The 23015-nt window shown below is 68.8% G+C and carries 20 protein-coding genes; 6 read left to right on the top strand and 14 right to left on the bottom strand.

Going from position 1 to position 23015, the window contains the following annotated elements:
* Positions 1–29 precede the first annotated feature (29 nt).
* Positions 30–251 carry a GDCCVxC domain-containing (seleno)protein gene (locus tag B7P44_RS19180; protein WP_084907291.1) on the top strand — a complete coding sequence of 74 codons (222 nt, stop codon included), beginning with the start codon at positions 30–32 and terminating at the stop codon, positions 249–251.
* 58 nt (positions 252–309) lie between these two features.
* On the opposite strand, the gene B7P44_RS19175 is transcribed toward B7P44_RS19180, so the two are convergent.
* The 4 genes from B7P44_RS19175 to B7P44_RS19160 form a co-directional block, all read right to left on the bottom strand.
* Complete coding sequence (locus tag B7P44_RS19175) at positions 310–1761, bottom strand: MFS transporter (protein WP_084907289.1); 1452 nt, start codon at positions 1759–1761, stop codon at positions 310–312.
* A gap of 83 nt (positions 1762–1844) precedes the next feature.
* On the bottom strand, positions 1845–2864 hold the full coding sequence (locus B7P44_RS19170) for a cyclase family protein (protein ID WP_084907287.1): 1020 nt from the start codon (positions 2862–2864) through the stop codon (positions 1845–1847).
* Positions 2865–2934: 70 nt separating this feature from the next.
* On the bottom strand, positions 2935–4215 hold the full coding sequence (locus B7P44_RS19165) for a CaiB/BaiF CoA transferase family protein (protein ID WP_084907285.1): 1281 nt from the start codon (positions 4213–4215) through the stop codon (positions 2935–2937).
* 50 nt (positions 4216–4265) lie between these two features.
* Positions 4266–5030, bottom strand: coding sequence for an IclR family transcriptional regulator (locus B7P44_RS19160; RefSeq protein WP_084907283.1), 765 nt, complete (start codon positions 5028–5030; stop codon positions 4266–4268).
* 233 nt (positions 5031–5263) lie between these two features.
* Between B7P44_RS19160 and B7P44_RS19155 the strand changes: the two genes are divergently transcribed.
* The 3 genes from B7P44_RS19155 (at position 5264) to B7P44_RS19145 (ending at position 8937) form a co-directional block, all read left to right on the top strand.
* A complete protein-coding gene (locus B7P44_RS19155; RefSeq protein WP_084907281.1) occupies positions 5264–6166 on the top strand; it encodes an HpcH/HpaI aldolase/citrate lyase family protein in 903 nt (300 codons plus the stop codon).
* Between the two features lie 174 nt (positions 6167–6340).
* A complete protein-coding gene (locus tag B7P44_RS19150) occupies positions 6341–7423 on the top strand; it encodes a porin (protein ID WP_084907279.1) in 1083 nt (360 codons plus the stop codon).
* Between the two features lie 44 nt (positions 7424–7467).
* The gene (locus B7P44_RS19145; protein WP_084907277.1) at positions 7468–8937 is read left to right on the top strand and encodes an MmgE/PrpD family protein; all 1470 of its coding nucleotides are present in this window, start codon (positions 7468–7470) and stop codon (positions 8935–8937) included.
* A 4-nt stretch (positions 8938–8941) separates the two neighbouring features.
* Here B7P44_RS19145 and B7P44_RS19140 read toward each other — a convergent pair whose 3' ends face one another.
* From B7P44_RS19140 to B7P44_RS19095, 10 genes are all read right to left on the bottom strand, one after another.
* A complete protein-coding gene (locus B7P44_RS19140) occupies positions 8942–9871 on the bottom strand; it encodes a LysR family transcriptional regulator (protein ID WP_084909904.1) in 930 nt (309 codons plus the stop codon).
* A 288-nt stretch (positions 9872–10159) separates the two neighbouring features.
* On the bottom strand, positions 10160–11179 hold the full coding sequence (locus B7P44_RS19135) for a cyclase family protein (RefSeq protein ID WP_084907275.1): 1020 nt from the start codon (positions 11177–11179) through the stop codon (positions 10160–10162).
* Positions 11176–12660 (bottom strand): MmgE/PrpD family protein, encoded by a 1485-nt coding sequence (locus tag B7P44_RS19130; protein WP_084907273.1) that lies wholly within the window; start codon positions 12658–12660, stop codon positions 11176–11178. The genes B7P44_RS19135 and B7P44_RS19130 overlap by 4 nt, the downstream gene beginning before the upstream one ends.
* The gene (locus B7P44_RS19125) at positions 12657–13529 is read right to left on the bottom strand and encodes an HpcH/HpaI aldolase/citrate lyase family protein (protein WP_084907271.1); all 873 of its coding nucleotides are present in this window, start codon (positions 13527–13529) and stop codon (positions 12657–12659) included. Before B7P44_RS19125 ends, B7P44_RS19130 begins: the two co-directional genes overlap by 4 nt.
* Positions 13526–14776, bottom strand: a complete 1251-nt coding sequence (locus B7P44_RS19120) for a CaiB/BaiF CoA transferase family protein (protein WP_084907269.1) — start codon at positions 14774–14776, stop codon at positions 13526–13528. The genes B7P44_RS19125 and B7P44_RS19120 overlap by 4 nt, the downstream gene beginning before the upstream one ends.
* A gap of 90 nt (positions 14777–14866) precedes the next feature.
* Positions 14867–16030 (bottom strand): quinone oxidoreductase family protein, encoded by a 1164-nt coding sequence (locus B7P44_RS19115; protein WP_167389810.1) that lies wholly within the window; start codon positions 16028–16030, stop codon positions 14867–14869.
* 58 nt (positions 16031–16088) lie between these two features.
* Positions 16089–16676: a hydrolase gene (locus tag B7P44_RS19110; protein WP_084907265.1), complete on the bottom strand. Its 588-nt coding sequence runs from the start codon at positions 16674–16676 to the stop codon at positions 16089–16091.
* A 9-nt stretch (positions 16677–16685) separates the two neighbouring features.
* Positions 16686–18176: an MFS transporter gene (locus B7P44_RS19105; RefSeq protein WP_084907263.1), complete on the bottom strand. Its 1491-nt coding sequence runs from the start codon at positions 18174–18176 to the stop codon at positions 16686–16688.
* Positions 18177–18713: 537 nt separating this feature from the next.
* Complete coding sequence (gene thrS, locus B7P44_RS19100) at positions 18714–19934, bottom strand: threonine--tRNA ligase (protein WP_084907261.1); 1221 nt, start codon at positions 19932–19934, stop codon at positions 18714–18716.
* Between the two features lie 228 nt (positions 19935–20162).
* Entirely contained in the window at positions 20163–20843 is a 681-nt protein-coding gene (locus B7P44_RS19095) for a hypothetical protein (RefSeq protein ID WP_084907259.1), read from the bottom strand.
* 380 nt (positions 20844–21223) lie between these two features.
* Between B7P44_RS19095 and B7P44_RS19090 the strand changes: the two genes are divergently transcribed.
* On the top strand, positions 21224–21913 hold the full coding sequence (locus tag B7P44_RS19090; RefSeq protein WP_084907257.1) for a response regulator: 690 nt from the start codon (positions 21224–21226) through the stop codon (positions 21911–21913).
* Positions 21910–22983: an ATP-binding protein gene (locus B7P44_RS19085; protein WP_088511497.1), complete on the top strand. Its 1074-nt coding sequence runs from the start codon at positions 21910–21912 to the stop codon at positions 22981–22983. Before B7P44_RS19090 ends, B7P44_RS19085 begins: the two co-directional genes overlap by 4 nt.
* Positions 22984–23015 lie beyond the last annotated feature (32 nt).

Raw genomic sequence — 23015 nt, 5'->3', positions numbered from 1 at the left:
GTGCCGGTATGTCTGCCTGAACGACCATCATGAGCGAACTCAATTTGGAATCCGTACTGACCTGCCCCCGCTGCGGATTCGCGCGGCGGGAAACGATGCCGGTCGACGCGTGCCAGTTCTTCTACGAATGCCAGGGCTGCAAGGCGCTGCTGACGCCGAAGCCGGGCGACTGCTGCGTGTTCTGCTCGTACGGCTCCGTGTGCTGCCCGTCGAGGCAGCGTGCCGCAGGCGATCCGTGCGCCGGCTGCTGACTCCTGTCGCGAGACCGCGCGGACGCCCGGGACGAGACGCCCGCGCAGTCTCCGCGCCTCACGACCGCCGCGTCGGCAGCACGTCCAGCCGCGCGGTTGCTGCCTCGCCCGCCGCGGCGTCTGCGCCGCCGTCCGAAATCTCGTCGAGCGCGCGGTTGTTGGTCCTCGGCCCGAACGCGCCGATCGACAGCATCACGATCAGCATGCTGCCGCCGATCAGCACGAACACCGCGGACACCCCGGCGCGCTCGAGCAGCAGCGCGACGATGAAACTGCTCGCGATTCCCGTCAGGCGGCCGATCGAATGCACGAAGCCGAGCGCGCGCCCGCGAATCTCGGTCGGAAACACTTCCGACTGGTACGCGGTGCCGTTGCTCGCGAGCACCGTGTTGGACAGCGTGACGAGCAGCCCGAACGCGATCACAAACGGCGCCTGCGCCGACATCGCGAACGCGGTGCCGAACAGCGCGACGCCGAACGCCGACGCGACGATCAGCCACTTGCGCTCGATCCGGTCGGCGAGCAGGCCGGCGACGAACGGCGACACCGGATACGCGAACGCGATCACGAACGCATACCCGAGGCTCTTCGTGACGCTCGCGCCCTGCGCGGCGAGCAGCGTCGGCAGCCACTGGCTGAAGCCGAAGAAGCCGATGCTCAGGAATGCATTGAACGCGATCAGCATCGCCGTGCGGCCGCGATGCCGCGCATCCCACATCGACGGCGCACGCTGCGCGGCCGGCGCTACGACGGCCGGTAGCCGGACCGCGGGCAGCGGCCGGCCGGATTCCCGCTCGACCGCCTGCTCGAGCCGCTGCAGCACGGCTTCGGCCTCGGACTCGCGGCCGGCGCGGGCGAGCCAGCGCGGCGACTCCGGCAACCGCGACTGCAGCCACCAGACGACGACCGCGCCGCTGCCGCCGAGCAGTACGACCCAGCGCCACCCGGACATCCCGAGCGGATCGCGCGGCACCCACAGCCACGACACCAGCGCGAGCACCGGCATCGCGAGGTAACCGACCGCGAAGCACAGCGCGAACGCGCGGCCGCGCACCGCCTTCGGCACCAGCTCGGTCAGGAACGCGCCGATCGTGATCAGCTCCGCGCCGATGCCGCAGCCCGCGATGAAGCGGCACACGAGAATGCCGAGCGCATGCGTCTGCACGCACATCGCGAGGCTCGCCGCCGTATAGAGCAGCAGCGCGCCGGTGAACAGCGCGCGCCGCCCGAAGCGATCCGCGAGGCGCGACACGAACATCTCGCCGACGAACAGCCCGGCGAACGTCGCCGCGCCGAGCGCGCCCTGGTCCGACATGCCGAGCACGCCGTGCGAGCCCGCGTGAAAGATGCCGTCGCGGATCAGCCCCGGCGGCAGGTAGGTCATCTGGAACAGGTCGTAGACCTCGAAAAACCCGCCGACGCTCAGGAACAGCACGAGCGTCCAGATGCTGGCCGTCGCGGGCAGGCGGTCGATGCGCGCGGCGATCGACGCCGCATGGGAATGGGACATGGCGTTTCCTCGATGATCCGCCCGCGCGGCCTGCGCGAAGCGGCGGACAGGGCGCCGGCGCGGGGTGCGCGCGGCGCCGGCGTTCACACGGTGGCGACCGGATTGACCGGCGACCCGACGAGCCCGCGCAGGTGCAGCGGCGGCGCGGTCAGCAGGAAGCGGTTGCGCCGGTGCGCGCGCAGCCAGTCGGCGAGCGGCGTCAGGTGCCACAGCTCGCCGAGATGGATGCCGAGCTTGAACAGGCACAGCTCGTGCAACGGCATCAGCGCGCCGGGCCGCTCGCGCGCCGATGGATGGCGCGGGCGCTCCTCGACCGCGTGGTTGTCCGCTGCGAGCGCGGCGAGCCCCGATGCGTCGATCCATTCGAGCAGGCGCGGGTCGTGGCCGTCGAGCACGCAGCACACGTCCGGCGCGCCGGGCTCGCCGCGCGCGTCGGCGTCGAGCAGGCGATCGGCGAAGCCCGTATGCACGCACACGATGTCGCCGCGCTCGACGACCACGTCGTCCGCGCGCAGCACCGCCATCCATTCCGCGTAGCCGATCTTGCGCCGCTCGTCGCCGAAGTGGCGGCGCAGGTCGACCAGCACGCCGCGCCCCTGCACGCCCGTCTGCGCCATCACCTCGATGCCGAGCGCCTTCGCGCCGCCCATCGACGCGCCGGCTTCGGGCACGTGGATGTGCTCGTCCATCCGGTAGCCGTTGTAGAACACGCGGGCTCGCTCACCGTCGCCCGCCGGATCGAACAGCGAGCCGACGTGCGACAGCGCATCCCATTGCGTCGAGAACTGCGAGTGCATGCAGAACGAATCGTCGCAAACCACGTCGGTTGCGTTGGCAACCTGTTCGTCCGCGCGATAGCCGAAGTAAGGCTTGTCGCCGAGCAATGCCGGCATGATCGCCGGCGGCCGGCGCCGCGCGTTCAGCCCGCCGCCGCGCGGCACATCGAGCGGCAGGCTCAGCGAAAACACGCGTCCTTCGCGCACCTCCGCGACGCCGCGCAGCACCGCGTCGGCCGTCAGCCAGTTCAGGCGCCCTTTCTGGTCGTCCGGGCCGAAATCCCCCCAGTTCGAGCCGGGCGGCCGGTGGGTCCAGCGTGGCTTCATGGTGTCTCCTCCATGTAATGTCCAGGGTGCGGCGGCCGGCGCGCGGCCGTCCTTCGCGGCCGCGTCGCGCCTACCGCGCGCGGATCACGCCCAGCCCGGCGAGCCGCTCGTATTCGCATTCGCCGAGCAGCGGCAGCAGGATCTCGCGATTGTTCTCGCCGAGCGCGGGCGCCGGCCGGCGGAACGTGCCGGGCGTGGCCGACAGGCGCGGCGTGATGTTGTGCATCGGCAGGCTGCCGACGTCGTCGTCCGGCAGCTCGACGAGCGCCTCGCGCTCGATCACGTAGCGATCCTGAACGATCTGCGCGATATCCTGGATCGGCCCGACCGTCACGCCCGCGTCCTCGAAGAATGCGAGATTGGCGTCGAGATCGCGCGCGGCGATGAACTCGCCGACGATCGCGTCGAGCGCGTCCGCGTGCTGCACGCGCTGCACGTTGGTCGCGTAGCGGGGATCGTCGATCAGGTCCGCGCGGCCGATCGCGCGGAACAGCCGCTCGGCCATCGCCTGCGTCGAACTCGACAGGCACAGCCACTTGCCGTCGCGGGTGCGATACGCGTTGCGGGGCGCGGTGTTCGACGAGCGGCTGCCGGTGCGCGCCTTGATCTCGCCGGTCATCACGTAGTTCGCGGCGGCCGGCCCGAGAATCGACAGCAGCGGCTCGAACAACGACACGTCGATCACCTGCCCCGCCGCGCCGTGCGCGTCGCGCGCATGCAGCGCGACCAGCACGGCGATCGCGCCGGACAGCCCGGCCGTCATGTCGCCGAGGAACATCGGCGGCAGCACCGGCTCGCGATCGGCGAACCCGTTGATCGCCGCGAACCCCGCGTACCCTTCGGCGAGCGTGCCGAAGCCCGGCTTGTGGCGGTACGGCCCCGTCTGCCCCCAGCCGGAGATTCGCGCGATCACCAGCTCCGGCCGGATCGCGAGCAGGTCGTCCGGGCCGAGCCCCATCTTCTCGGCGACGCCGGGCTTGAAGCTCTCGACGAACACGTCCGCGTCGCGCACCAGCCGGCGGACGATGTCGATCCCCTCGGGCGCTCGCAGGTCGACGCACACGCTGCGCTTGTTGCGCCCGTACACCTTCCAGTTCGTGCTGATCCCGCCCGCGCCGACCGCGCGCAGCGTATCGCCGCGCTCGCTCTCGACCTTCACGACGTCCGCGCCGAAATCGGCTAGCTGCACGCTCAGCATGTTGCCCGCCATCAGGCGCGACAGGTCGACGACGCGCACGCCCGCGAGCGGCCCCTGCGCGCCGGCGTCGAACGGTTTCGGGTGGATCGGGCCGGTGGACGCGCGACGGCGCGCGCCGGCCGCGTGAGCGGCCTGCGGGTCGGGAACGAACATGCTTGTCTCCTGGTTGGTGTGTGTCGTTCGATGCGAACTGCGGGACGGCGCTACTCGAGCAGCGCGCCGAGCTGGTCGGCCGCGCGGAACGCCGCGCCCGCGGCGGGCAGATCGCCGCCCAGCACATGCGTCAGCTCGGCGGCAGCGGCCTGCACGCGCGGCAGGTAGTCGGCCAGCACCTTCTTGTTGAAGCGATAGCGCGGCACGCCGAGCGAGATCGCGCCGCTCAGCACGCGGCCGACGCCGAACGCCGGGCACGCGATCGCCGCGCTTTCCGGGTCGCGCTCGGCGATCGACACCGCGTAGCCCTGCTCGGCCGTCTTCTCGTAGTCGCCGCCGCGCGTGCCGCTGAACGCGAGCAGCACGCGCCCGGCCGCGCCGACGTCGAGCGGGAAGCGGTCGCCCTCGCGCAGATGCGTGCGCACCGAGCGCTGCGCCTGGATGCGGAACAGGCACACGCGCTGGTCGCCTTCGCGCACGTAGAACGCGGCTGTTTCGCCGGTTTCCGCCGACAGCTTCGACAGGATCGGCATCACGTACTCGCGCAGCTGGAACGACTCGCGGTACATCATCCCGAGCTGGAACACGGCGGGCCCCAGCACGTAGCGCCCGTCCGGCAGGCGCTTGATGAAGCGGAACTGCTCGAGCGATTCGAACATCCGCAACAGCGTGCTCATGTTGAGCCCCGTCTCCTCGCTGACCTGCGCGAGCATCAGCCCGCCGGGCGCGTTGCCGAACGCCAGCAGCGCGGTCAGCGCGCGGTTGACCGCGGCCACGCCGCCCTCTGCCGGATTGCTTGTCTCCACCTTGCTCATGTCCACCTCGTGCGATGCCGGGCGATACGTGCCGCGTCGCGGCGACCGGCATCTGAAAAAATGAAAGTCACTTTCATTATACGCATAACGTCGATCACATCAACATGAATCCGCGCCGCTTCATTCGTTCATCATCGCGCAACATTCCTTGAAACTAGGCGTTAACGATAATCTTGACGAATGCGGCCATCCATCACAAAAATGAAAGCGACTTTCATTTTTTGAGACCCCCGATGAATTCGTCGTCCCAACCCGTCTGGCGCTCGCTGCTGTACGTCCCGGCCCATGTCCCCCGTTTCGTCGCATCGGCCGCCGCGAGCGACGCCGATGCGTTGATCCTCGATCTCGAGGACAGCGTCCCGCCCGCGTGCAAGGCGGCCGCCCGCGACGGGCTGGCCGACGCCGTGCCGGCGCTGCGCGCGCCCGGCCGCGACGTGCTGGTGCGCGCCAACGGCCCGCTCGACCTGCTGGTGCCCGACCTGCGCGCGGCCGTCCGGGCCGGCGCGGACGGCGTCGTGCTGCCGAAGGTGCGCGGCGGCTCGCATGTCGAGGCGATCGACGAGCTGCTGGCCGCGCTCGAGGAGGAAACCGGCGCGCCGCCCGGCGGCACGCGGATCGTCGCGATCGTCGAGACCCCGCGCGCGTTCCAGGCGATGGACCGGATCGCGCGGGCGTCGCCGCGCGTCGTCGCGATGATGCTCGGCGGCGGCGACTTCGCGCTGAACTGCGAAAGCGGCGCGAGCGCCGACGTGCTGCGCGTGCCGAAGCAGTTGCTGATCATCGCCGCGCGCGCGGCCGGCATCCTGCCGCTCGGCCTGATCGGCGGCCTCGACGAGCTGCGCGATCTCGACGCGTTCGAGCGCATCGCGCGCGCGTCCGCCGAGCTCGGCTATGCGGGCGCGACCTGCATCCACCCGCTGCAGGTCGGCGCGCTGAACCGCGCGTTCCGGCCCGACGACGACGCGGTGCGCGACGCGCGCGCGCTGCTGGCCGCCTACGACGACGCGCGCGCGAACGGGCGCGGCGCGCTGCGCATCGACGGCCGGATGATCGACGCGCCCGGCGTCGCCCGCGCGAAGCGCGTGCTCGCGCGTCACGCGGCCGTGCAGGCGCGCGCCGGCGCCGCGCCCCGGTGATGCGCGCGCCGCCCTTCATCGCCGCGCTTCGTTCCTGCGCAGGCGCGTGCGTCCCGCCGCGACGCCGCCCGTTCGCCGCCCGGCCCGGATAGCGCCGTCCCGCGGCACCGCCGCGCCGCTCGACCGGCGCGGCGCAGCAATCAAACCAATAACGACCCACGAAGGAGACAAGCCATGGGCAAGCGGATGTCCGCGCTGTGCGGACTGGGCCTCGTATCGGCCGGCGCCTGCGCGCAGAGCACGATCACGCTGTATGGCGTGGCCGACATCTATACGGAATTCCTCACCCACCAGGCCGCGCCCGGCGACAAGTCGTCGGCGTCGCTCGTGCGGATGGCCTCGGGCGGCAAGAGCGGTTCGCGCTGGGGCCTGAAGGGCGTCGAGGAACTCGGCGGCGGCTGGCAGGCCGCGTTCCGGCTCGAAAGCGGCATCAACCTGAACAACGGCACCGGCACCGGCGCGGGCGGCTTCGACCGCTCCGCGTGGGTCGGGCTGCAGCACGCGCGCTGGGGCGCGCTGCGGCTCGGCCACCAGTACTCGACGCTGTTCGACATCATGGAGCCCTATTCGCCGACGGGCGCGTACTCGACGCTGTACGAGCCGGCCGGCGCGATCGTCGGCGTCAATTTCCGCGAGAACAACGTCGCCAAGTACCTCGCGAAGATCGGCTCGCTGACGCTGGAGACGCACTATGCGTTCGGCGGCACGCCCGGCGCGTTCCAGTCGAACGCCGCGTACGGCGCCGGCTTCGACTATGCCGGCGGCGTCTTCTCGTTCGCCGCCGCGTTCGACAACGTCAACACGCCGCAGCCGGGCGGCTTCGCGCATTTCCGCCGCTACGCCGCCGCCGCGATCGTGTCCGTCGACCGCGCGCAGTTGCTGGCCGGCGTCACGCACGGCCAAAGCGGCGTCGCCGCGCCGTCGGTCGTGACGCGCTACACGTTCTGGTGGGCCGGCGTGCGCTACGCGATCACCCCGTTCCTGCAGGCGGTCGGCGCGTTCTATTACGAGGACATCCGCGCGCAGAATCCGCCGAACGCGCAGACGCCCGCGCCACACCCGGCCAACCCGCAGCAGGTCACGCTGCAGCTGAACTACTTCCTGTCCAAGACCGTCACGCTGTACCTGGCGAGCGGCTACGCGCGCCGCGCCGCGCTCGACTTCGACAACTACAACTACAACTTTCTCCACTACACGCTGGCCGCCGACCGCGCCAGCAGCGCGGGCGCAGCGCTCGGCCTGCGCAAGCTGTTCTGACCTCGCCTGTCCCCCAGTTTCGGAACCTTCGGAGCCCTCGCACCATGAACCGCCGCCACTTCCTTGCCACGCTGACCGGCGCCGCGCTCGCGCTGCCGCTCGCCCGCGCCCGCGCCGGCGCGCTGCCGGCCGCCGGCGCCACCGCCGGCCGCCCGGATCTCGCGCAACAGCTCGCCGACTACGCGGCCGGGCTGCAGTACCGCGACCTCGACGCCGCGACGATCGAGACGATCAAGGCGCACCTGATCGACGCGCTCGGCTGCGCGATCGCCGCGCACGACGAACGTCCGGTGCTCATCGCGCGCGACGCGGCGCTCGCGTCGCCGGGCGGCGTGTCGACGATCGTCGGCACAAACCGGCGCACGAGCCCCGATCTCGCTGCGTTCGCGACCGGCGCCGCGCTGCGCTACTACGATTTCAACGACGCGTACGCCGGCAAGGAGACCGGCCATCCGAGCGACAACATGTCCGCATGCCTCGCCGTCGCCGAAGCGCAGCATGCGAGCGGCCGCGACCTGATCCTGTCGATCGCGATCGCGTACGAGATCGCGTGCCGGCTGATGGACGCCGCCGCGATCAGCCCGCGCGGCTGGGACCACACCTGCTACAGCCTGCCCGCCGTCGCGCTCGCCGCGGGCAAGCTGATGCGCATGCCCGCGCCGCAACTGGTGCAGGCGGTGAACCTGTCGATCAACGGCCATCTCGCGCTGAACCAGACGCGCGTCCAGCAGCTGTCGAACTGGAAGGCGCTCGCCGACGCGGACGCGGCGCGCAACGCGGTGTTCTCGACGCAGCTCGCGCGCGCCGGGCTGACCGGCCCCGCGCCGATCTTCGAAGGCATGGCGGGATTCTTTCCGCAGGTGTCCGGGCCGTTCGCCGTCGACACGCGCGAATTCGGCGGGCGCGGCGGCGCGTTCCGGATCGGCAAGTGCTTCGTGAAGTTCTATCCCGCGCAAGGGCTCACGCAAACCGCGATTCCGGCCGCGCTCGACGTCGCCGCGCAGGTCGGCGACCTGCACCGCATCCGGCGCATCGAGATCCACACGACCGAGGTCGGCTACGTGACGGCCGGCCGCGACCGGGAAAAATGGGCGCCGTCGACCCACGAGACCGCCGATCACAGCCTGCCGTACATCGTCGCGCGCGCGATGCTCGACGGCGACATCACGACCGAGAGCTACCGGCACGACGCGCTGCGCGATCCAGCGCTGCGCGCGCTGATCGAGCGGATCACGGTGCGCGAGGACCCGGCGCTGACCGCCCGCTACCCGGCGCAGGCGCCGAACCGGGTGACGGCCGAGTGCGAAGACGGCACGACCTGCACGAAGCAGGTGGACGACCTGCCCGGCTCGCCGACGCGGCCGATGCGGCGCGACGACTACGAGGCGAAGTTCACGAAGAACTGCCGGCGGCACTGGAGCGCGACGCAGATCCGGGCGGCGCTCGATTACCTGTGGCGGCTCGACGAACAAGCCGACGTCGCAACGCTGCCGCCGCTGCTCGTCGTCGGCTGACGCCCTAAGCCTCCGCCGCGACGCCGTGCCGCTCGAGCGCTTCCGCGACCTGGACGATGCGCCCGCGCAGCCATGCGTGCGCGTTGCTGCCGTCGTAGCGGCGGTGCCAGTACAGCGACCACGCGACGGGCTCCATCGCGAGCGGCAGCTCGCGGATCACGAGCCGCGCATCGTCGAGGCTCAGCGCATGCCGCTCCGACATGATCACCGCGTACGGCAGCGCGTCGAGCATGTTCGGCACGACGAGCCAGTGCGGCACGTTGAGCACGATGCGCCGCGTGCAGTTCATGTTCGCGAGCAGGTTGTCGATCAAGCTGTGGTCGACCGGGTTGATCGTCACGTTGAGGAAGTCGAGCGCGAGAAACCGTTCGAGCGTCAGCGGCTTGCCCGCGTCCGGATGGCTGCGGCTCATCACGCAGACCATCCGGTCGTGAAACACCGTTTGCGACGACAGCGTGCCCGAATGTTCGAGGCCCGCGCTGATCGCCATGTCGAGCAGCCCCGATTCGAGCGCGTCGGCGGTCTTGCCGGCGCTCATGTGCACGATGTCCATGCCGATATTCGGGCCGGTCAGCCTCATGCAGCGCAGCAGGGCCGGCAGTAAAAGCAATTCAGTGAGATCCGACATGCGCACCGTAAAATGGCGCTCGGACGTAAAAGGGTTGAATTGATAATCCGACTCAAATAATTCCTCGATTTGTTGCATGATCTGTCGAACCGGCATGGCCAGCGCCTGCGCGCGCGGCGTCAATTCCATGCCGACCGCGGTGCGCGCCAGGATCTCGTCCTTGAACACGAACCGCAGGCGCGCCAGCGCGTTGCTGACGGCCGGCTGCGTGAGGCCGACCTTCTGGCCGGCCCGCGTGACCTGTTTTTCCGTCAGCAGCGCATCGAGTATGACCAGCAGGTTCAGATCGATCGAACGTAGATTCATGTTTGCGACCATCCACTAAACAGGTTAATCACCGCCTCCGATTACGATATTCCGCAAACGGAGCAATCCCCTGATATTTAGTGCAATGCACAAGAATAGTCCAATCTTGACGCGTCGATATTTTTTAGATAAAGGACGATATTAGTTAGGTTTTTAAATTAAATTTCCCGTTTCGCAGCGATTCTTCCGAATACCTTGCCAATCGGCAATTGAATCCGCGCTTTGCGCAAGCCGGTTGCGCTGCAAAAAAAGTGCGGGCGGCCACCGCCACAGCCGCCGCCCGCAGGCTCAAACAGTCGCGACAGGATTCGCCGGCGCGCCGACCAGGCCGCGGATGTGCAACGGCGGCGCGGTCAGCAGAAACCGGTTCCGGCGGTGCGCATGCAGCCAGTTCGCGAGCGGCGTCAGGTGCCACAGCTCGCCGAGGTGAATGCCGAGCTTGAACAGGCACAGTTCGTGCAGCGGCATCAGTGCGCCCGGTTGCGCGAGCGACTGCGTATGCTGCGGGCGCTCCTCGATCGCGTGGTTGTCGGCCACGAGCGCGGCGAGCCCCGATTCGTCGATCCATCGCAGCAGCCGCGCATCGCTGCTGTCCAGCACGCACGCGCTCGCGACCGTCGCCGGCGATCCGCCGTCGTCGTTCAGCAGCAGATCCGCGAAGCCGGTGTGAAGGCAGACAATGTCGCCGCGCTCCACCTGCACGCGGTCCGCCTCCATCACCTGCATCAACTGCGCGAAGCCGACCTTCGTGCGCGCGTCGCCGAAATGACGCCGCAGGTCGATCAGCACGCCGCGCCCCTGCACGCCCGTCTGCGCCATCACCTCGATGCCGAGCGCGCGCGCGCCGCCCGTCGCGTCGCCTTCCTGCGGCACCCGCAGATGCTCGCCCATCCGGAAGCCGTTGTAGAACACGATTTCAGGCACGCCGTCGTCGTCCGCGTCGAACAGGCCGCCCACGTGCGACAGGCCGTCCCATTGCGTCGAGAACTGCGAGTGCATGCAAAACGCATCGTCGCAGACCACATCGGTTGCGTTCGCAACCTGTTCGTCGGCGCGGTAGCCGAAGTACGGCTTGTCGCCCAGCAGCGCCGGCATGACCGCCGGCGGCCGGCGCCGCGCGTTCAGCCCGCCGCCGCGCGGCACGTCCAGCGGCAGGCTCAGCGAGAACGACAGCCCTTCGCGGACCTCGGCGACGCCCTGCCGCACCTTGTCCGGCGTCAGCCAGTTCAGCCGCCCTTTCTGATCGTCCGGACCGAAATCGCCCCAGTTCGAGCCGGGCGGCCGCTTTTTCCAGCGGAGTGCATTCAAGATCGGTTTCCTCCTTCAGCGCCCGACGTCAGCGCCGCGAGCGCGTCGAGCGGCGCGTCATCGGCGAGCGCCTGCACCGCGTCGCGCAGCGCGAGCGCGCGCGCCATGCCGAGTTTCGAACTCGCCGCCAGCACGAACTTCGCGGTGAGCTCCTGCTCGGTCAGCGGCCGCGAATTCGTGCCCTTGCTCGACTCGATCCGCGCCTCGCGCACCTGCCCGTCGCGCAGCTCGACGCGCAGCACGGCCGGCAGGAAATTCGGGAAGCGCGCGTCGCACCACGGATCGGCCACGCAGCGCACCTTCGCGGCCAGCGCGCGCCGTGCGGGGTCCTGCGCAAGCGCATCGTCGAAATCGTCGAACCAGACGCCGAGCCCGCCGCCGCCGAGCAGTGCCGCCGCGACCGTGTACGGCCCCGAGAACGCCGCCGCATAGCCGTTCGGCGGATTGGCCTTCAGCTCCGCCGGCTCGCTGATCGTGCGCAGCGTCGACGTCGCGACCCGCAGTTCGGCCGACACCACGTCGTCCGCCGTCACGCCTTCCGCCTTCAGCTGCAGCGCCGCGTCGATGCCCGGATGCGTGAAGTGGTTGCACGGATACGGCTTGAAGATGATCCGGCTCGTCTCCCACTCGTCGCCCAGGTCGCGCAGCACCGCGTCGACGTCGGCGAGGTCGCCGCACCACGCGTGGAAGAAGCCGAAGCGGCCTTCGAGCGCGGTCGGCGGCGCGGTCACGCCCGCGCCCGCCAGTTCCGCCGCGCTGACGCCCGCGTGCGCCGCCCAGCCGCAGTGGATCCGCTTCACCGAGCCGCCGGTGCGGTTCGCCTCGAGCAGGCCCGCGCCCATGCTCGCGGCAATGCCGAGCGCCGCCGCGATCTGCGCGGCGTCGAGCCCGAGCAGCATCGCCGCCGCCGCCGCCGCGCCGACCGTGCCGCAGATGGACGTCGCGTGCTGGCCGCGCTCGAAGAACACCGAATTGCCGAGCCGCGCGTTGTACGCGGCGACGCCGAGCCGGATGCACACCTCGGTGCCGACCGTGATCGCATCGAGCAGCGCCGCGCCCGATGCGCCGCTGGCCTGTGCCGCGGCGAGCGCGGCCGGGATCACGGACGCGCTCGGATGCAGCACCGACAGCATGTGCGAATCGTCGAAGTCCATCGCATGCGCGAGCGTGCCGTTGACGAGCGCGGCGCTCGCGGCCGGCAGCCGGTCGGGCGCGCCGATCACGCTCGCCGGGCCGGTGCCGGCCCAGCGCCGCGCGACCTGCAGCACCGACTGCGCGACCGGTTCGTCGTGCGCGATCAGGCTGTTGCCGACCACGTCGAGCACGCGCGCGGCGGCTTCGACGCGCAGCCGGCGATCGAGCCCTTCGGCGCGCACCGCCGCCGCGAAGCGGCCGAGCGCGCCGACGATGCCGTCGGGCGGCGCGGGCCGGTTTGTCGCGGCCGCGGCCGCCGGGGCAGAAAGCGTCTCGGGTGTGCTCATGCCAGTGCTCCACTGAGTCGAAGATTGTTCGCGAGCGCAAGCGTCACGCGCGCGTTGGCGATCAGCGGCGGCGCGACCACGCGGCCGTCCGGCAGCACGAACACCGACGACGCCGAGGCCTGGCCCGCCGCCGCATCGACCGCCTCGAGCACGCGCTCGGCCGCGCGGATCTCGTCCTCCGACGGCGTGAACACTTCGTTGATCACCGGTAGCTGCGACGGATGGATCGCGAAGCGGCCGAGAAAGCCCATCGATTTCGCGCGCAGCGTCGATTCCTTCAGCCCGTCGAGATCGGGCAGCGTGTGATAGACGGTCTGGATCGGCCCGTTCAGCCCCGCCGCGCGCGACACGACCACGCAACGCGCGCGGCACACTTCGAGCGTGAAGTTGTCGACGCCGATCTGCAGGTCCGCGCGCAGATCGCTCTCGCCGAGCCCGATCCGCTCGAGCCGCGGCGATGCGGTCGCAAGCTGGTACGCGGTCTCGACGCCGTACGCCGATTCGATGAGGATCTGGATCCCCGCGTCGCAGCCGAGCGCATCGAGCCAGCCCGCGACCTCCTGGATCTGTTGCGGCAGGTCGCATTTCGGCAGGCGCAGCGCCTGCAGCGCCGGCTGCGCGATCGCCTCGACGTCGTCGCGGCACCATGGGCTGCCGATCGGATTGATCCGCACGTACGTCGGCTTCGGCGGACCTTCCGCGAGCATCGCGGCGGCCGCCTGGCGTGCCTCGGCCTTGTGGCTGGCCGGCACGGCATCCTCAAGGTCGAGCACGATGGCATCGGCTTCGCTTGCATAGGCCTTCTCCACCACCTGCGCCTTGTGCGCGGGCACGTAAAGGTAACTGCGGTAAGTTGCGCTGGTTTTCATAGAATGCCTCGCTCGGTCAAATCGGCGATCTCGCGCCGCTCCAGTCCCAATGCGCCGAATACTTCGTCGTTGTGCGTGCCGCGCGCAGGTCCCCCCCAGCGGATCGCGCCGGGCGTGTCGGACAGCCGGAACGGCACGTTGTGCGTGCGGAACGCGCCGAGCTCCGCGTCGGGCACCGACACGACCGAGCCGAGCGCCGCGTACTGCGGATCGCGCAGCACGTCCGCGACGTCGTAGATCGGCGCGACCGCCGCCTGCGCGCGCTCGAATTCGGCGATCACCTCGTCACGCGTGCGCTGCCCGATCCAGCCGCCGACCGCCGCATCCAGCTCGTCCGCATGCTTCGCGCGCTCGGCGCCGTTCGCGAACCACGGTTCGTCGATCAGGTCCGCGCGGCCGACGAGACGCATCACGCGCTCCGCGATGCTGTGCGCCGACGTCGACAGCGCGACCCACTTGCCGTCCGACGTGCGGTAGACGCCGCGCGGCGAATTGTTCGGCGATCGGTTGCCGGTGCGCTCGGGCACCCGGCCCGTCTGGTCGTAGCTCGCGACCTGCGCGCCCATCGCGGCGAGCATCGTCTCGATGATCGCGAGATCGACGACCTGGCCGCGCCCGGTGCGCTCGCGCGCCTTCAGCGCGGTCATGATCGCGAACGCGGCGGTCAGCCCCGCGACCGTGTCCGCGAGCGGGAACGACGGCAACAGCGGCGGCCCGCCCGCCTCGCCGGTAATCGACGCAAGCCCGCTCATCGCCTCGGCCAGCGTGCCGAAGCCAGGGCGGCTCGCATACGGGCCGAACTGGCCGAAGCCCGTCACCCGCACGAGCACGAGCCGCGGGTTGATCGCGGACAGCGCGTCGTAGCCGAGCCCCCAGCGTTCGAGCGTGCCGGGCCGGAAATTCTCGACGACCACGTCCGCCTGCGCGGCCAGCTCGCGAAAGATCCGCTGGCCGTCGGCCGTGCCGAGATTCAGCGTGACCGCCCGTTTGTTGCGCGCGAGCACCTTCCACCACAACGGCACGTCGTCGCGGCGCGCGCCGTACTTGCGCGCCGGATCGCCGTCCGGATGCTCGACCTTGATCACGTCGGCGCCGTAGTCCGCGAGCATCGTCGCCGCGAGCGGGCCCGCGAACAGCGTCGCGGCATCGATCACGCGAATGCCGTCGAGCGGCGCCGGTTTTGAGACGTCCGACGCCGCGCCGGCGTCGACGTCCCCGATTTCCACAGAGGCCATGCCGTTCTCCATTCAGATGGATTGCACGGCGCGCCGCGCACCGACATCGTCTGCATGACTAATCGTCGTGCGGCGATGCGGGCGCGGCGCGCGACCTGCTACTCAGACCGCGTTGATCCGGTAGATCGGGAAGTACGTCTGGATCTTCCCGTTCAGGTAGTCGGACGCGAGCTTCGGCACCTCGTCGAAATCGAAGATCTCGGTCGGCTCCTGGCCGATCCAGCCGCTCGTTTCCTGGAAGTCGCGGATCGTGATGCTGTCGTCATAGCGCCACGCATGCGTGTGAATGTGCAGGCGGCGGTTGATGCATTCCGTCGCGCGCAGGTTCCACAGACGCATCCCGGTCTTCCAGCCGACCGTCGTGACGATGCCGGTGCGGCCGACCACGCGCATGGTCGCGCGATACAGCGCGCCGCCCAGGTTGTCGAGGAAGATCGCGACGCCGCGGCCGCCGCTCAGTTCGGCGATCGTCTCCGCGAACACGCGCTCCGACTCGCGATAGCTCGCCTGGTACTCCGGATCGGTCTTGTAGCGCTCGTCGTCATACGCGAGATTCGGAAACTTGCGGCGATCCACCGGCGTGATGCCGAGCTTCGCGAGCTCCTCCAGGCGCCGGTCGTTGCTCGCCGTCATCGCGACGCGAAAGCCCTCGCGCTTCGCGAGCTGCAGCTCGGCGAGCGTCGTGCCGCCGCCCCAGCCGAACACCAGGTAGTCGGCCGGGTCGACGTCCGGCAGCTGCGAGCGCCAGCACGCCGACGCCACCTTCCAGTTGTCCCACGCGGTGAAGTAGCGGCCGTACGTCGCCCATTGCAGCAGCGAATGGCGGCTGTCCGTCGGCACCGCCACCAGGTTGTCGGCGCGCATCTTGGTCCGCTGCGCCATCACGCCGATCGTGCCCGGCGCGTCATACGCGTAGACGAGTTCGGCGAACCCGTATTCGTCGCGCTTGCCGAACGGCATCACCATGCAGATCTCGCCTTCCTTCAGCGCCTTCACGCCGCTGCCGCGCTCGACGATGCGCACCAGCGCACCGTTGCCGAGCACGATCTTGTCCTCGCGGCGCTGCCGGCAGATGTCCACCGGATTGCGCGACAGCGCGTGGTCGAGGTTCGCTTCCCACGAGCCGTACAGCGGCTCGACCAGCACCTCGTCGGCTTCCAGATCGGAGAATTCGAAGGTTTCGCGACGCAGCTCGCCCGCGACGGGCGCCTGCTTCCTGCTCGGTTCCGGTCCTGCGTAGAGAACCCATGCATCGGTCTTGATCATCGTCATGCCTCGGTAAATGACTCTGTATGAATGGTGCACGCCGAACACGCCGCTTCGTTCAGCGCGAATACGCCTGCTCCAGTGCCGCCTCCACGTCGGCCGCCGCGGCGACCTGCCCGAGCTTCGGGAAGATCTGCGTCAGCGCGAAGGTCTGCGCGTCGGCGGACGACGTGCTGACCGCGTCGCTGACCACGACGACGTTGTAGTTGTTCTCGTATGCCTGGCGCGCCGTCGATTCGACGCCGATGTTGGTTGCGATCCCGGTCAGCACGATGTCGGTGATGCCGCGCCGGCGCAGTTGCACGTCGAGATCGGTGCCGGTGAACGCGCCCCACTGATGCTTCGTCACGACGATGTCGGACGGCTGCACGCCGAGCGCCGGCGCGAACGCGCTCCACTCGGGATCAAGGTTCGGCGGCGCCGACGGCGCATCCGTCTTGACCTTGAGCGCAACGCCGCCGTCCGGCTGGTAGCTCGTGTGCACGTAGATGACGGGGAGCTGCAGTGCACGAAACGCGGTCGCGAGCTCGACCGTCTTCGCCACGACCTGCGCGCCGGTGTAGGGCACGACCGGCAGCGACACGATGCCGTTCTGCAGATCGATTGCGACCAGGGCGACCGTGCGATTGAGTGTCGGAATGGACATGTAAGAACCTCACTTCTGTTGGGGGATGGAAGAAGCGGCGGCATCCAGGTGCCGGCTCGATGCTGCGTTGAGCAGCAGCAGCACGCTGATGACCGCCAGGACGATGGCCAGCTCGCGCAGGCCGCGATCGCTCGCCGGATGGCCGAGGGCCAGCCCGACGAGCGCAAACGACAGGCTGCCGCCGACATACTGCGCGGTGCGGTACAGCCCCGAGGCCGTGCCGATCCGGTCGTGCGGCGCGCTCTGGTAGAGCGCCGCCTGATTGCCGAGATTGTTGAAGCCGTTCGGCACGCCGAACACGATCGACAGCAGCACGATCGACCAGACCGGCATCGCGCTGGAGAGGAGACTCATCACGACGCTGCCGACGCACAGCATCGCGGAGCCGATGATCAGCACCGGCCGCGAGCCGTGACGGTGCGCGACGCGGGTCGCGAGCATCGTCGCCACCGTGCCGACTCCGGCGACCGGCAGCATCACGAGGCCGGCGTCGGCGGCGGACAGGCGCTTGGCCTCCTGCAGCCACATCGGCAGCGCATAGAAGATCGCGTAGAACACCGCGTAGGTGCCGACGCAGCGCAGGTACGTGCTCGTGAGCGCACGGTTCTCGCTCAGCATGCGGATATCGATCAGCGGCGTCGCGGCCTGCCGCTCGCGCCGCACCAGCAGCGGGCACAGGACCAGCGTCGCGACGAGCAGTCGCCAGTCGGGCCCGCGCGACACCGACTGCAGGAACAGCAGCAGGCTCGCGAGCGTCAGGATGAACAGCGCGACGCCCGGCAGGTCCAGCTCCTTCAGCGTGCGGCGTTCGTGCGCGCCGTGCTGCGCGGCGTCGGCCGGGACCCACAGCCACGCCAGCGCGAAGGCCAGCAGCACGATCGGCACGTTGATCCAGAAGATCGCGCGCCAGCCGGCGAACTGCACGAGCGCGCCGCCGAGCGGCGGCCCGAACGCGACGGCCACCTGCGCCGCGACCGAGATCGCTCCGAGGCCGCCCGTCGGCGTCGCGCCGTTCGCGTGCCGCTGCGACCATGTGCGGATCATTGCCATGCCGGCCGGATACGCGGCGGATGTGCCGATGCCGAGCGCGACGCGCGACGCGATCAGCCACCCGAGCGACGGCGCGAACGGCGCGAGCGCGGACGCGATCAGTACGATCGCGAGGCCGATGCAGAAGATCCGCTTCGCGCCGAAGCGATCGGCGAGCCGCCCCATCGTCGGCTGGCCGACGGCCGTCGCAAGATAGAGGCCCGACACGAGCCACATCGTGTCGATGCGTTCATGCGCGGCGCCCTGCGGCGCGAACGCCTGCTGGATGCTGACGAGCGCGACCGCGATCATCGACGAGTTCAGCGCGTTGAGCAGCGTGCCGAGCACGATCGGGCCCACCAGCCTGGCTGGCAGGCGCAGGCCCGCCGCGCGCGCATTCCCGCCGCCGTGCGGCGAGCCGCCGGCAGTCGAGGATGTTGCTTGCGCAGGTCGATCGGAAGTCGTTTTCATGGCGTCGTCGAGTGGAGGATTCGCATCGCTCGATCAAATTCGAACGTGCGTTCACCTTACCGGCACGATCGCCGCGGATGAAATGGATTGTTGCGATGCACACATTCGTCGCTTGAATGCAGATCGCGCGCAACGCGGCGGGGCCGGATACGCTTAGGCGCATCGAGCGACATCGGGCAACGCCGCGCCGGGCTTGCCCGCTGGACGGGAGCGACGAAATGCCGAGGATCGCTCGCGCAACATTCGGCATGTCGTACGCGCGGTCGCCGCAAGCGCCGGATGACAGTTTTTTGCGGCAGCGCGATGCGGAATCAGAGGGTGGACTCTAGCTTCACCGTATCCGTTCATGCCGCCGGCGGGCGCGACGGCGAACCGCCGCGCCAAACACGCCGCGCCCTTCCGGCGAACGCGCTCCCGGACTCTGTCCGTGCAGCGAGTTCACCGGGATGGGACGGCGGCTCGACGACCTCAATTTAAATAGACATACTTATTAATTAGATTGCTTTTTGGTGTCGAGACGCCGACCGGCCAGCGACGTCAGGCCCGCATGCGAAGCGCGCGCGAACGCGACGGCGTGCCTACCTGCTTTTCCAGATACGCAAGCGCGTCATCGATCGACAACGCATGCTGTTCGCCGTTCTTCAGTCTCAGCGACACCGCGCCGGCTTGCGCTTCCTTCGGTCCGGCTACCGCGACGATCGGCGCAGCCAGTTCGCGCGCGTCGAAGATCTTGCGCGGCAGGCGTTCCGGGCGGAAGTCGCGCAATACGCGGCAACCGATATTTTCGAACGCAAGCGCCGCACTGTCCGCAAACGGACGTTCTTTATCGCCGATGTTGGCCACGACGATCTGGTCGGGAGCCAGCCACGTCGGCAGCCATCCCTCATAGTGCTCGAGCAGGATGCCGATGAAGCGCTCGAGGCTCCCGAGCACCGCGTGATGCAGCATGACCGGCGTCGCCTTCGCGCCGCTCTCCGACGCATACGTCGCGCCGAGCCGCTCCGGCAATACGAAATCGAGCTGGATCGTGCCGCACTGCCACTTGCGTCCCTCGCGGTCGAGCAGATGGAATTCGAGCTTGGGCCCGTAAAACGCCCCTTCTCCCTGCAGTATCTCGAAGTGCAGGCCGGCCGACCGCGCGGCCAGCGCCAGCATCGATTCGGAGCGGTCCCACAGCGCGTCGTCGCCGGCGCGCACCGCCGGCCTCGTCGACAACGCGACATCGAAACGGTCGAACCCGAAATCCGCGTAGATCGTCTTCAGCAGGTGGCAGAACCGCGCGACCTCGGCTTCGACCTGTTCCTCCATGCAGAGCACGTGGGCGTCGTCCTGCGTGAACGCCCGGGCCCGCATCAGGCCGTGCAGCGCGCCGGACGGCTCGGCCCGGTGCACCGCGCCGAACTCCGAATAGCGGACAGGCAAGTCGCGATACGAGCGCGACCCGCGCTTGAATACCTGCACATGGCACGGGCAGCTCATCGGCTTGAGACAGAACGGCTGTCCGTCGCTGTCGAGCGAGAACATGTTCCTGCCGAATTTCTCCCAGTGGCCGCTTTGCTCCCAGAGCGCGCGCGACGCGATCTGCGGTGTGCGCACTTCCGCGAACCCGGCCTGCCTCATCCGTTCGCGAATGTAGTCCTCGACGACGCGATAAAGCACCATCCCGCGCGGATGCCAGAAGACGGCGCCGGGGCTTTCGTCCTGCTGGTGAAACAAATCGAGCTTGTTGCCGAGCACGCGGTGATCGAATGCATCCATCCTGTTCTCCATTCACGTTGATGCCGACGAAAACGGAGCATGAAAAAAGCCCCGTCGTCTCCGGCGGGGCTTTGGGGTGATCTGACGCACCGATCTACGACGCGCGACCTCCTCCACGCCCGCCATATGCGGTCGCGGTGGTGGTGGTCGTGGTCGTGACGAAAAATGCGTTCATGCGAGCAATCTAGCTACGCGACTATCCGTTGTCAACCAGCACCTTCTTCGGATTCAGGGCTCGCGCCCGATCCGGTCGATGTCCGGCTTGAACCGAAGCACCGTGTATTCCAGCGCCGATACGCTCGACCACCCGGCCGGGCCCTGAACGACGATCGCGCGGACCGCGCCTTTCCGGTCGAATTTCAGCGTCGTTCCGGTTGCATCGTTGCGCAACGCGTCGAGCTCTTCGATGCGCGCCACCGCGAGTTTGCGCACCGCCCCGCAGACATAGACCGGAAGAAACGCCAATGCGATGAGCATCGAGAACGCGTCCTTGATCATCGTGTCGAGCAGGATGTGGCCGTACAGCGCGAGCGACACCGACGTCGCATGGACGAAGATCGCCATCACGGTCGCGCCGGCGCCGAGCGACGAGAATCGTTCGGCGGCCTGCTTCGTGCGTGCTCTCATCACGGCTCTCGTCGTGGGGGACGACACCAGAATTTCCCGCTTCGCGCCGTAATACCCCGCGATGCCGAGGAACAGCGTCATGGCGGTGCTCAAGAGCAGCGCCCAGCCGATCTGCTCGAACATGACGAGCACGAAGAGCAGCACGAAAATGCCGGCCAGCGGATACAGCAGGAGCTTGAAATCGTAGCCGTCCTCGCCATGCCCCCGGACCCACCGTTTCACCAGCGTGTTTTCCCAGAACCGGCTCGCTTCGTGCAGCGGGATCTCCTGACTATTCGACACTCTTTCACCTGTGGGGTCTGGCGCCGCCGCTTTCATTTTCCTGACGCGAGTCGCGGCTCGATGCGTACCGACACGATACGCTCGGCTTTTTCCATTCGGATTGCAAACCAATATCCTTCATCGCCGCTGACGTTCCGGCGCCATTGGCTCATCGCGCCCCTCGATGCGCCGGCCGGCGCCGATCATCGCGCGCAGCGGTGTAGCGATCGTGCAAGGATTGTGAATATTCGATGGAGACGTTTGCACTTTCGCGGATTTTCGCATCGAATCAGCCGGCAGTATTGAGAGAAAATGGAGATTCTATGGCTGGCATTGTTTCGAGCCCTACGCCACGCCAACATTGCATCACACTCCTGTTAGGCCACACGCCAGCTGAACTGATGAATGCGCTGATACTGATTGCTGAAGACGAGCCGGAAATTGCGGAAATCCTCGACGCATACCTGACTCGCGAGGGATTTCGCACCTACCGGGTCGGCAACGGGCAAGCCGCACTCGACGTGCAGCCGCTGCTGAAGCCCGACCTGATCCTGCTCGACATCAAGATGCCGGAGAAGGACGGCTGGGAGGTGCTCATCGAGCTGCGCCGCCGCGGCAATACGCCGGTCGTCATCATTACGGCGCTCGATCAGGACATCGACCGGCTGCAGGGCTTGCGCATCGGCGCGGACGACTACATCGCCAAGCCGTTCAATCCCGTCGAGGTGGTCGCACGCATCCGCGCGGTGTTGCGGCGCTCCGGCACGTCGCTGTCAGGGGGCGTGATGCGGGTCGGCAACCTCGAGGTCGACACCGAGAGCTATCTGGCCAAGGTCCGGTCGGACGCCGGAGAAAACCAGGTGTCGCTGACGCTGACCGAGTTCCGGCTGCTCGCCCACATGGCGCGATCGCCCAACCGCGTCTTCACGCGCAGCGAACTGGTCGATGCGTGCCTCGCCGGCAGCGGCGCGCTGGAGCGCACCGTCGACAGCCACATCAGCCGGCTGCGCAAGAAACTCGAATGCGCCGGCGCGCCCGGCATGCCCGAGGTGATGCGCGGCGTCGGCTACCGGCTGCAGAGAATCCAGTGAACACACGCAGCAAGCTGAGCCGGCAGATCGTGCTGTCGATGGGACTGGTCTCGGTCGCCACGACGCTGATCATTTTCGTCGGCCTGTTCGTCATCTACGGGTTGATGTTCACTTTTTCGCCGCCCGCGCAGGAGCGCCTCATCGATGCGCTCATCCCGCACGCGGCCGATTACCTGATCTTCGGCATCCTGCTGCTGACGGGACTGATCGCCGCGGTCGTGATGGCGACCCGGCTGGCCCGGCGCATTCTCAAGCCGCTCAACTCGCTCGCGGAGAGCGCGCGCAGCATCGCCGCGGGCGACCTGGACGCCCGCGCGATTCCCGGTGACCGCTCGCTCGGCGAGACGGCGCTCCTGGTCGACGACTTCAACGCGATGGCGATCCGGCTGCAGGGCATGACCTCCGAGATGACGGCCTGGAACGCGGCGATCGTCCATGAGCTGCGCACCCCGCTCACAATCCTCAGGGGCAGGCTGCAGGGCCTGCGGGACAAGGTGTTCGAGCCGGACGAATCGCTGTTCCGCGGCCTGCTGAATCAGGTCGAAGGCTTGTCCCGGCTCGTCGACGACCTGCACATCGTCACGCTGCAGGACATCGGGCGCCTCGACATGAACATCCAGCCGACCGACATCGCGCTCGAAGTCCGGAGCGCCGTCGATTCGGTCAGCGACGCGCTGCACGACGCCGGCTTTGCCGTCGAAATGGCCGCCACCGCGATCGTCGTGCCATGCGACGGCGCGCGCATCAGGCAGGCGCTGCTCGCGCTGCTCGACAACGCGCGCCGCTACGCGGTGCCCGGCAAGCTGCGCATCGAGGTCGCGCTACAGGGGGCGAGCGTCGTCCTTCGCGTGGAAGACGAAGGCCCCGGCCTCAGCCCCGAATTCGCGCGACATGCGTTCGAGCCCTTTACGCGCGCGGACGTGTCGCGTTCCCGCAAATTCGGCGGCTCAGGTCTCGGCCTGTCGGTCGTCCGCGCGATCGCCCAGGCTCACCACGGCCATGCGCGGTATGTCACGTCGCGCGCCGGTGGGTCCATCTTCGAGCTGGACATTCCGCGTCGCAAAGCGTGACCCGCGCGGGCGAGCATGGTCCGGCCGCGTCG

Origin of the sequence: Burkholderia ubonensis subsp. mesacidophila (assembly GCF_002097715.1) — a bacterium.
In the GTDB taxonomy this organism is placed as follows: Bacteria; Pseudomonadota; Gammaproteobacteria; order Burkholderiales; family Burkholderiaceae; genus Burkholderia; species Burkholderia mesacidophila.
Note: the sequence above shows the minus strand (reverse complement) of the source record. Positions and strands in the feature narration are given on the sequence as shown.

Bases quoted from the DNA above. Each gene is read 5' to 3' on its own strand.
- B7P44_RS19180 (WP_084907291.1), top strand. From the start codon at position 30: ATGAGCGAACTCAATTTGGAATCCGTACTGACCTGCCCCCGCTGCGGA.
- B7P44_RS19175 (WP_084907289.1), bottom strand. From the start codon at position 1,761: ATGTCCCATTCCCATGCGGCGTCGATCGCCGCGCGCATCGACCGCCTG.
- B7P44_RS19170 (WP_084907287.1), bottom strand. From the start codon at position 2,864: ATGAAGCCACGCTGGACCCACCGGCCGCCCGGCTCGAACTGGGGGGAT.
- B7P44_RS19165 (WP_084907285.1), bottom strand. From the start codon at position 4,215: ATGTTCGTTCCCGACCCGCAGGCCGCTCACGCGGCCGGCGCGCGCCGT.
- B7P44_RS19160 (WP_084907283.1), bottom strand. From the start codon at position 5,030: ATGAGCAAGGTGGAGACAAGCAATCCGGCAGAGGGCGGCGTGGCCGCG.
- B7P44_RS19155 (WP_084907281.1), top strand. From the start codon at position 5,264: ATGAATTCGTCGTCCCAACCCGTCTGGCGCTCGCTGCTGTACGTCCCG.
- B7P44_RS19150 (WP_084907279.1), top strand. From the start codon at position 6,341: ATGGGCAAGCGGATGTCCGCGCTGTGCGGACTGGGCCTCGTATCGGCC.
- B7P44_RS19145 (WP_084907277.1), top strand. From the start codon at position 7,468: ATGAACCGCCGCCACTTCCTTGCCACGCTGACCGGCGCCGCGCTCGCG.
- B7P44_RS19140 (WP_084909904.1), bottom strand. From the start codon at position 9,871: ATGAATCTACGTTCGATCGATCTGAACCTGCTGGTCATACTCGATGCG.
- B7P44_RS19130 (WP_084907273.1), bottom strand. From the start codon at position 12,660: ATGAGCACACCCGAGACGCTTTCTGCCCCGGCGGCCGCGGCCGCGACA.
- B7P44_RS19125 (WP_084907271.1), bottom strand. From the start codon at position 13,529: ATGAAAACCAGCGCAACTTACCGCAGTTACCTTTACGTGCCCGCGCAC.
- B7P44_RS19120 (WP_084907269.1), bottom strand. From the start codon at position 14,776: ATGGAGAACGGCATGGCCTCTGTGGAAATCGGGGACGTCGACGCCGGC.
- B7P44_RS19115 (WP_167389810.1), bottom strand. From the start codon at position 16,030: ATGATCAAGACCGATGCATGGGTTCTCTACGCAGGACCGGAACCGAGC.
- B7P44_RS19110 (WP_084907265.1), bottom strand. From the start codon at position 16,676: ATGTCCATTCCGACACTCAATCGCACGGTCGCCCTGGTCGCAATCGAT.
- B7P44_RS19105 (WP_084907263.1), bottom strand. From the start codon at position 18,176: ATGAAAACGACTTCCGATCGACCTGCGCAAGCAACATCCTCGACTGCC.
- thrS (WP_084907261.1), bottom strand. From the start codon at position 19,934: ATGGATGCATTCGATCACCGCGTGCTCGGCAACAAGCTCGATTTGTTT.
- B7P44_RS19090 (WP_084907257.1), top strand. From the start codon at position 21,224: ATGAATGCGCTGATACTGATTGCTGAAGACGAGCCGGAAATTGCGGAA.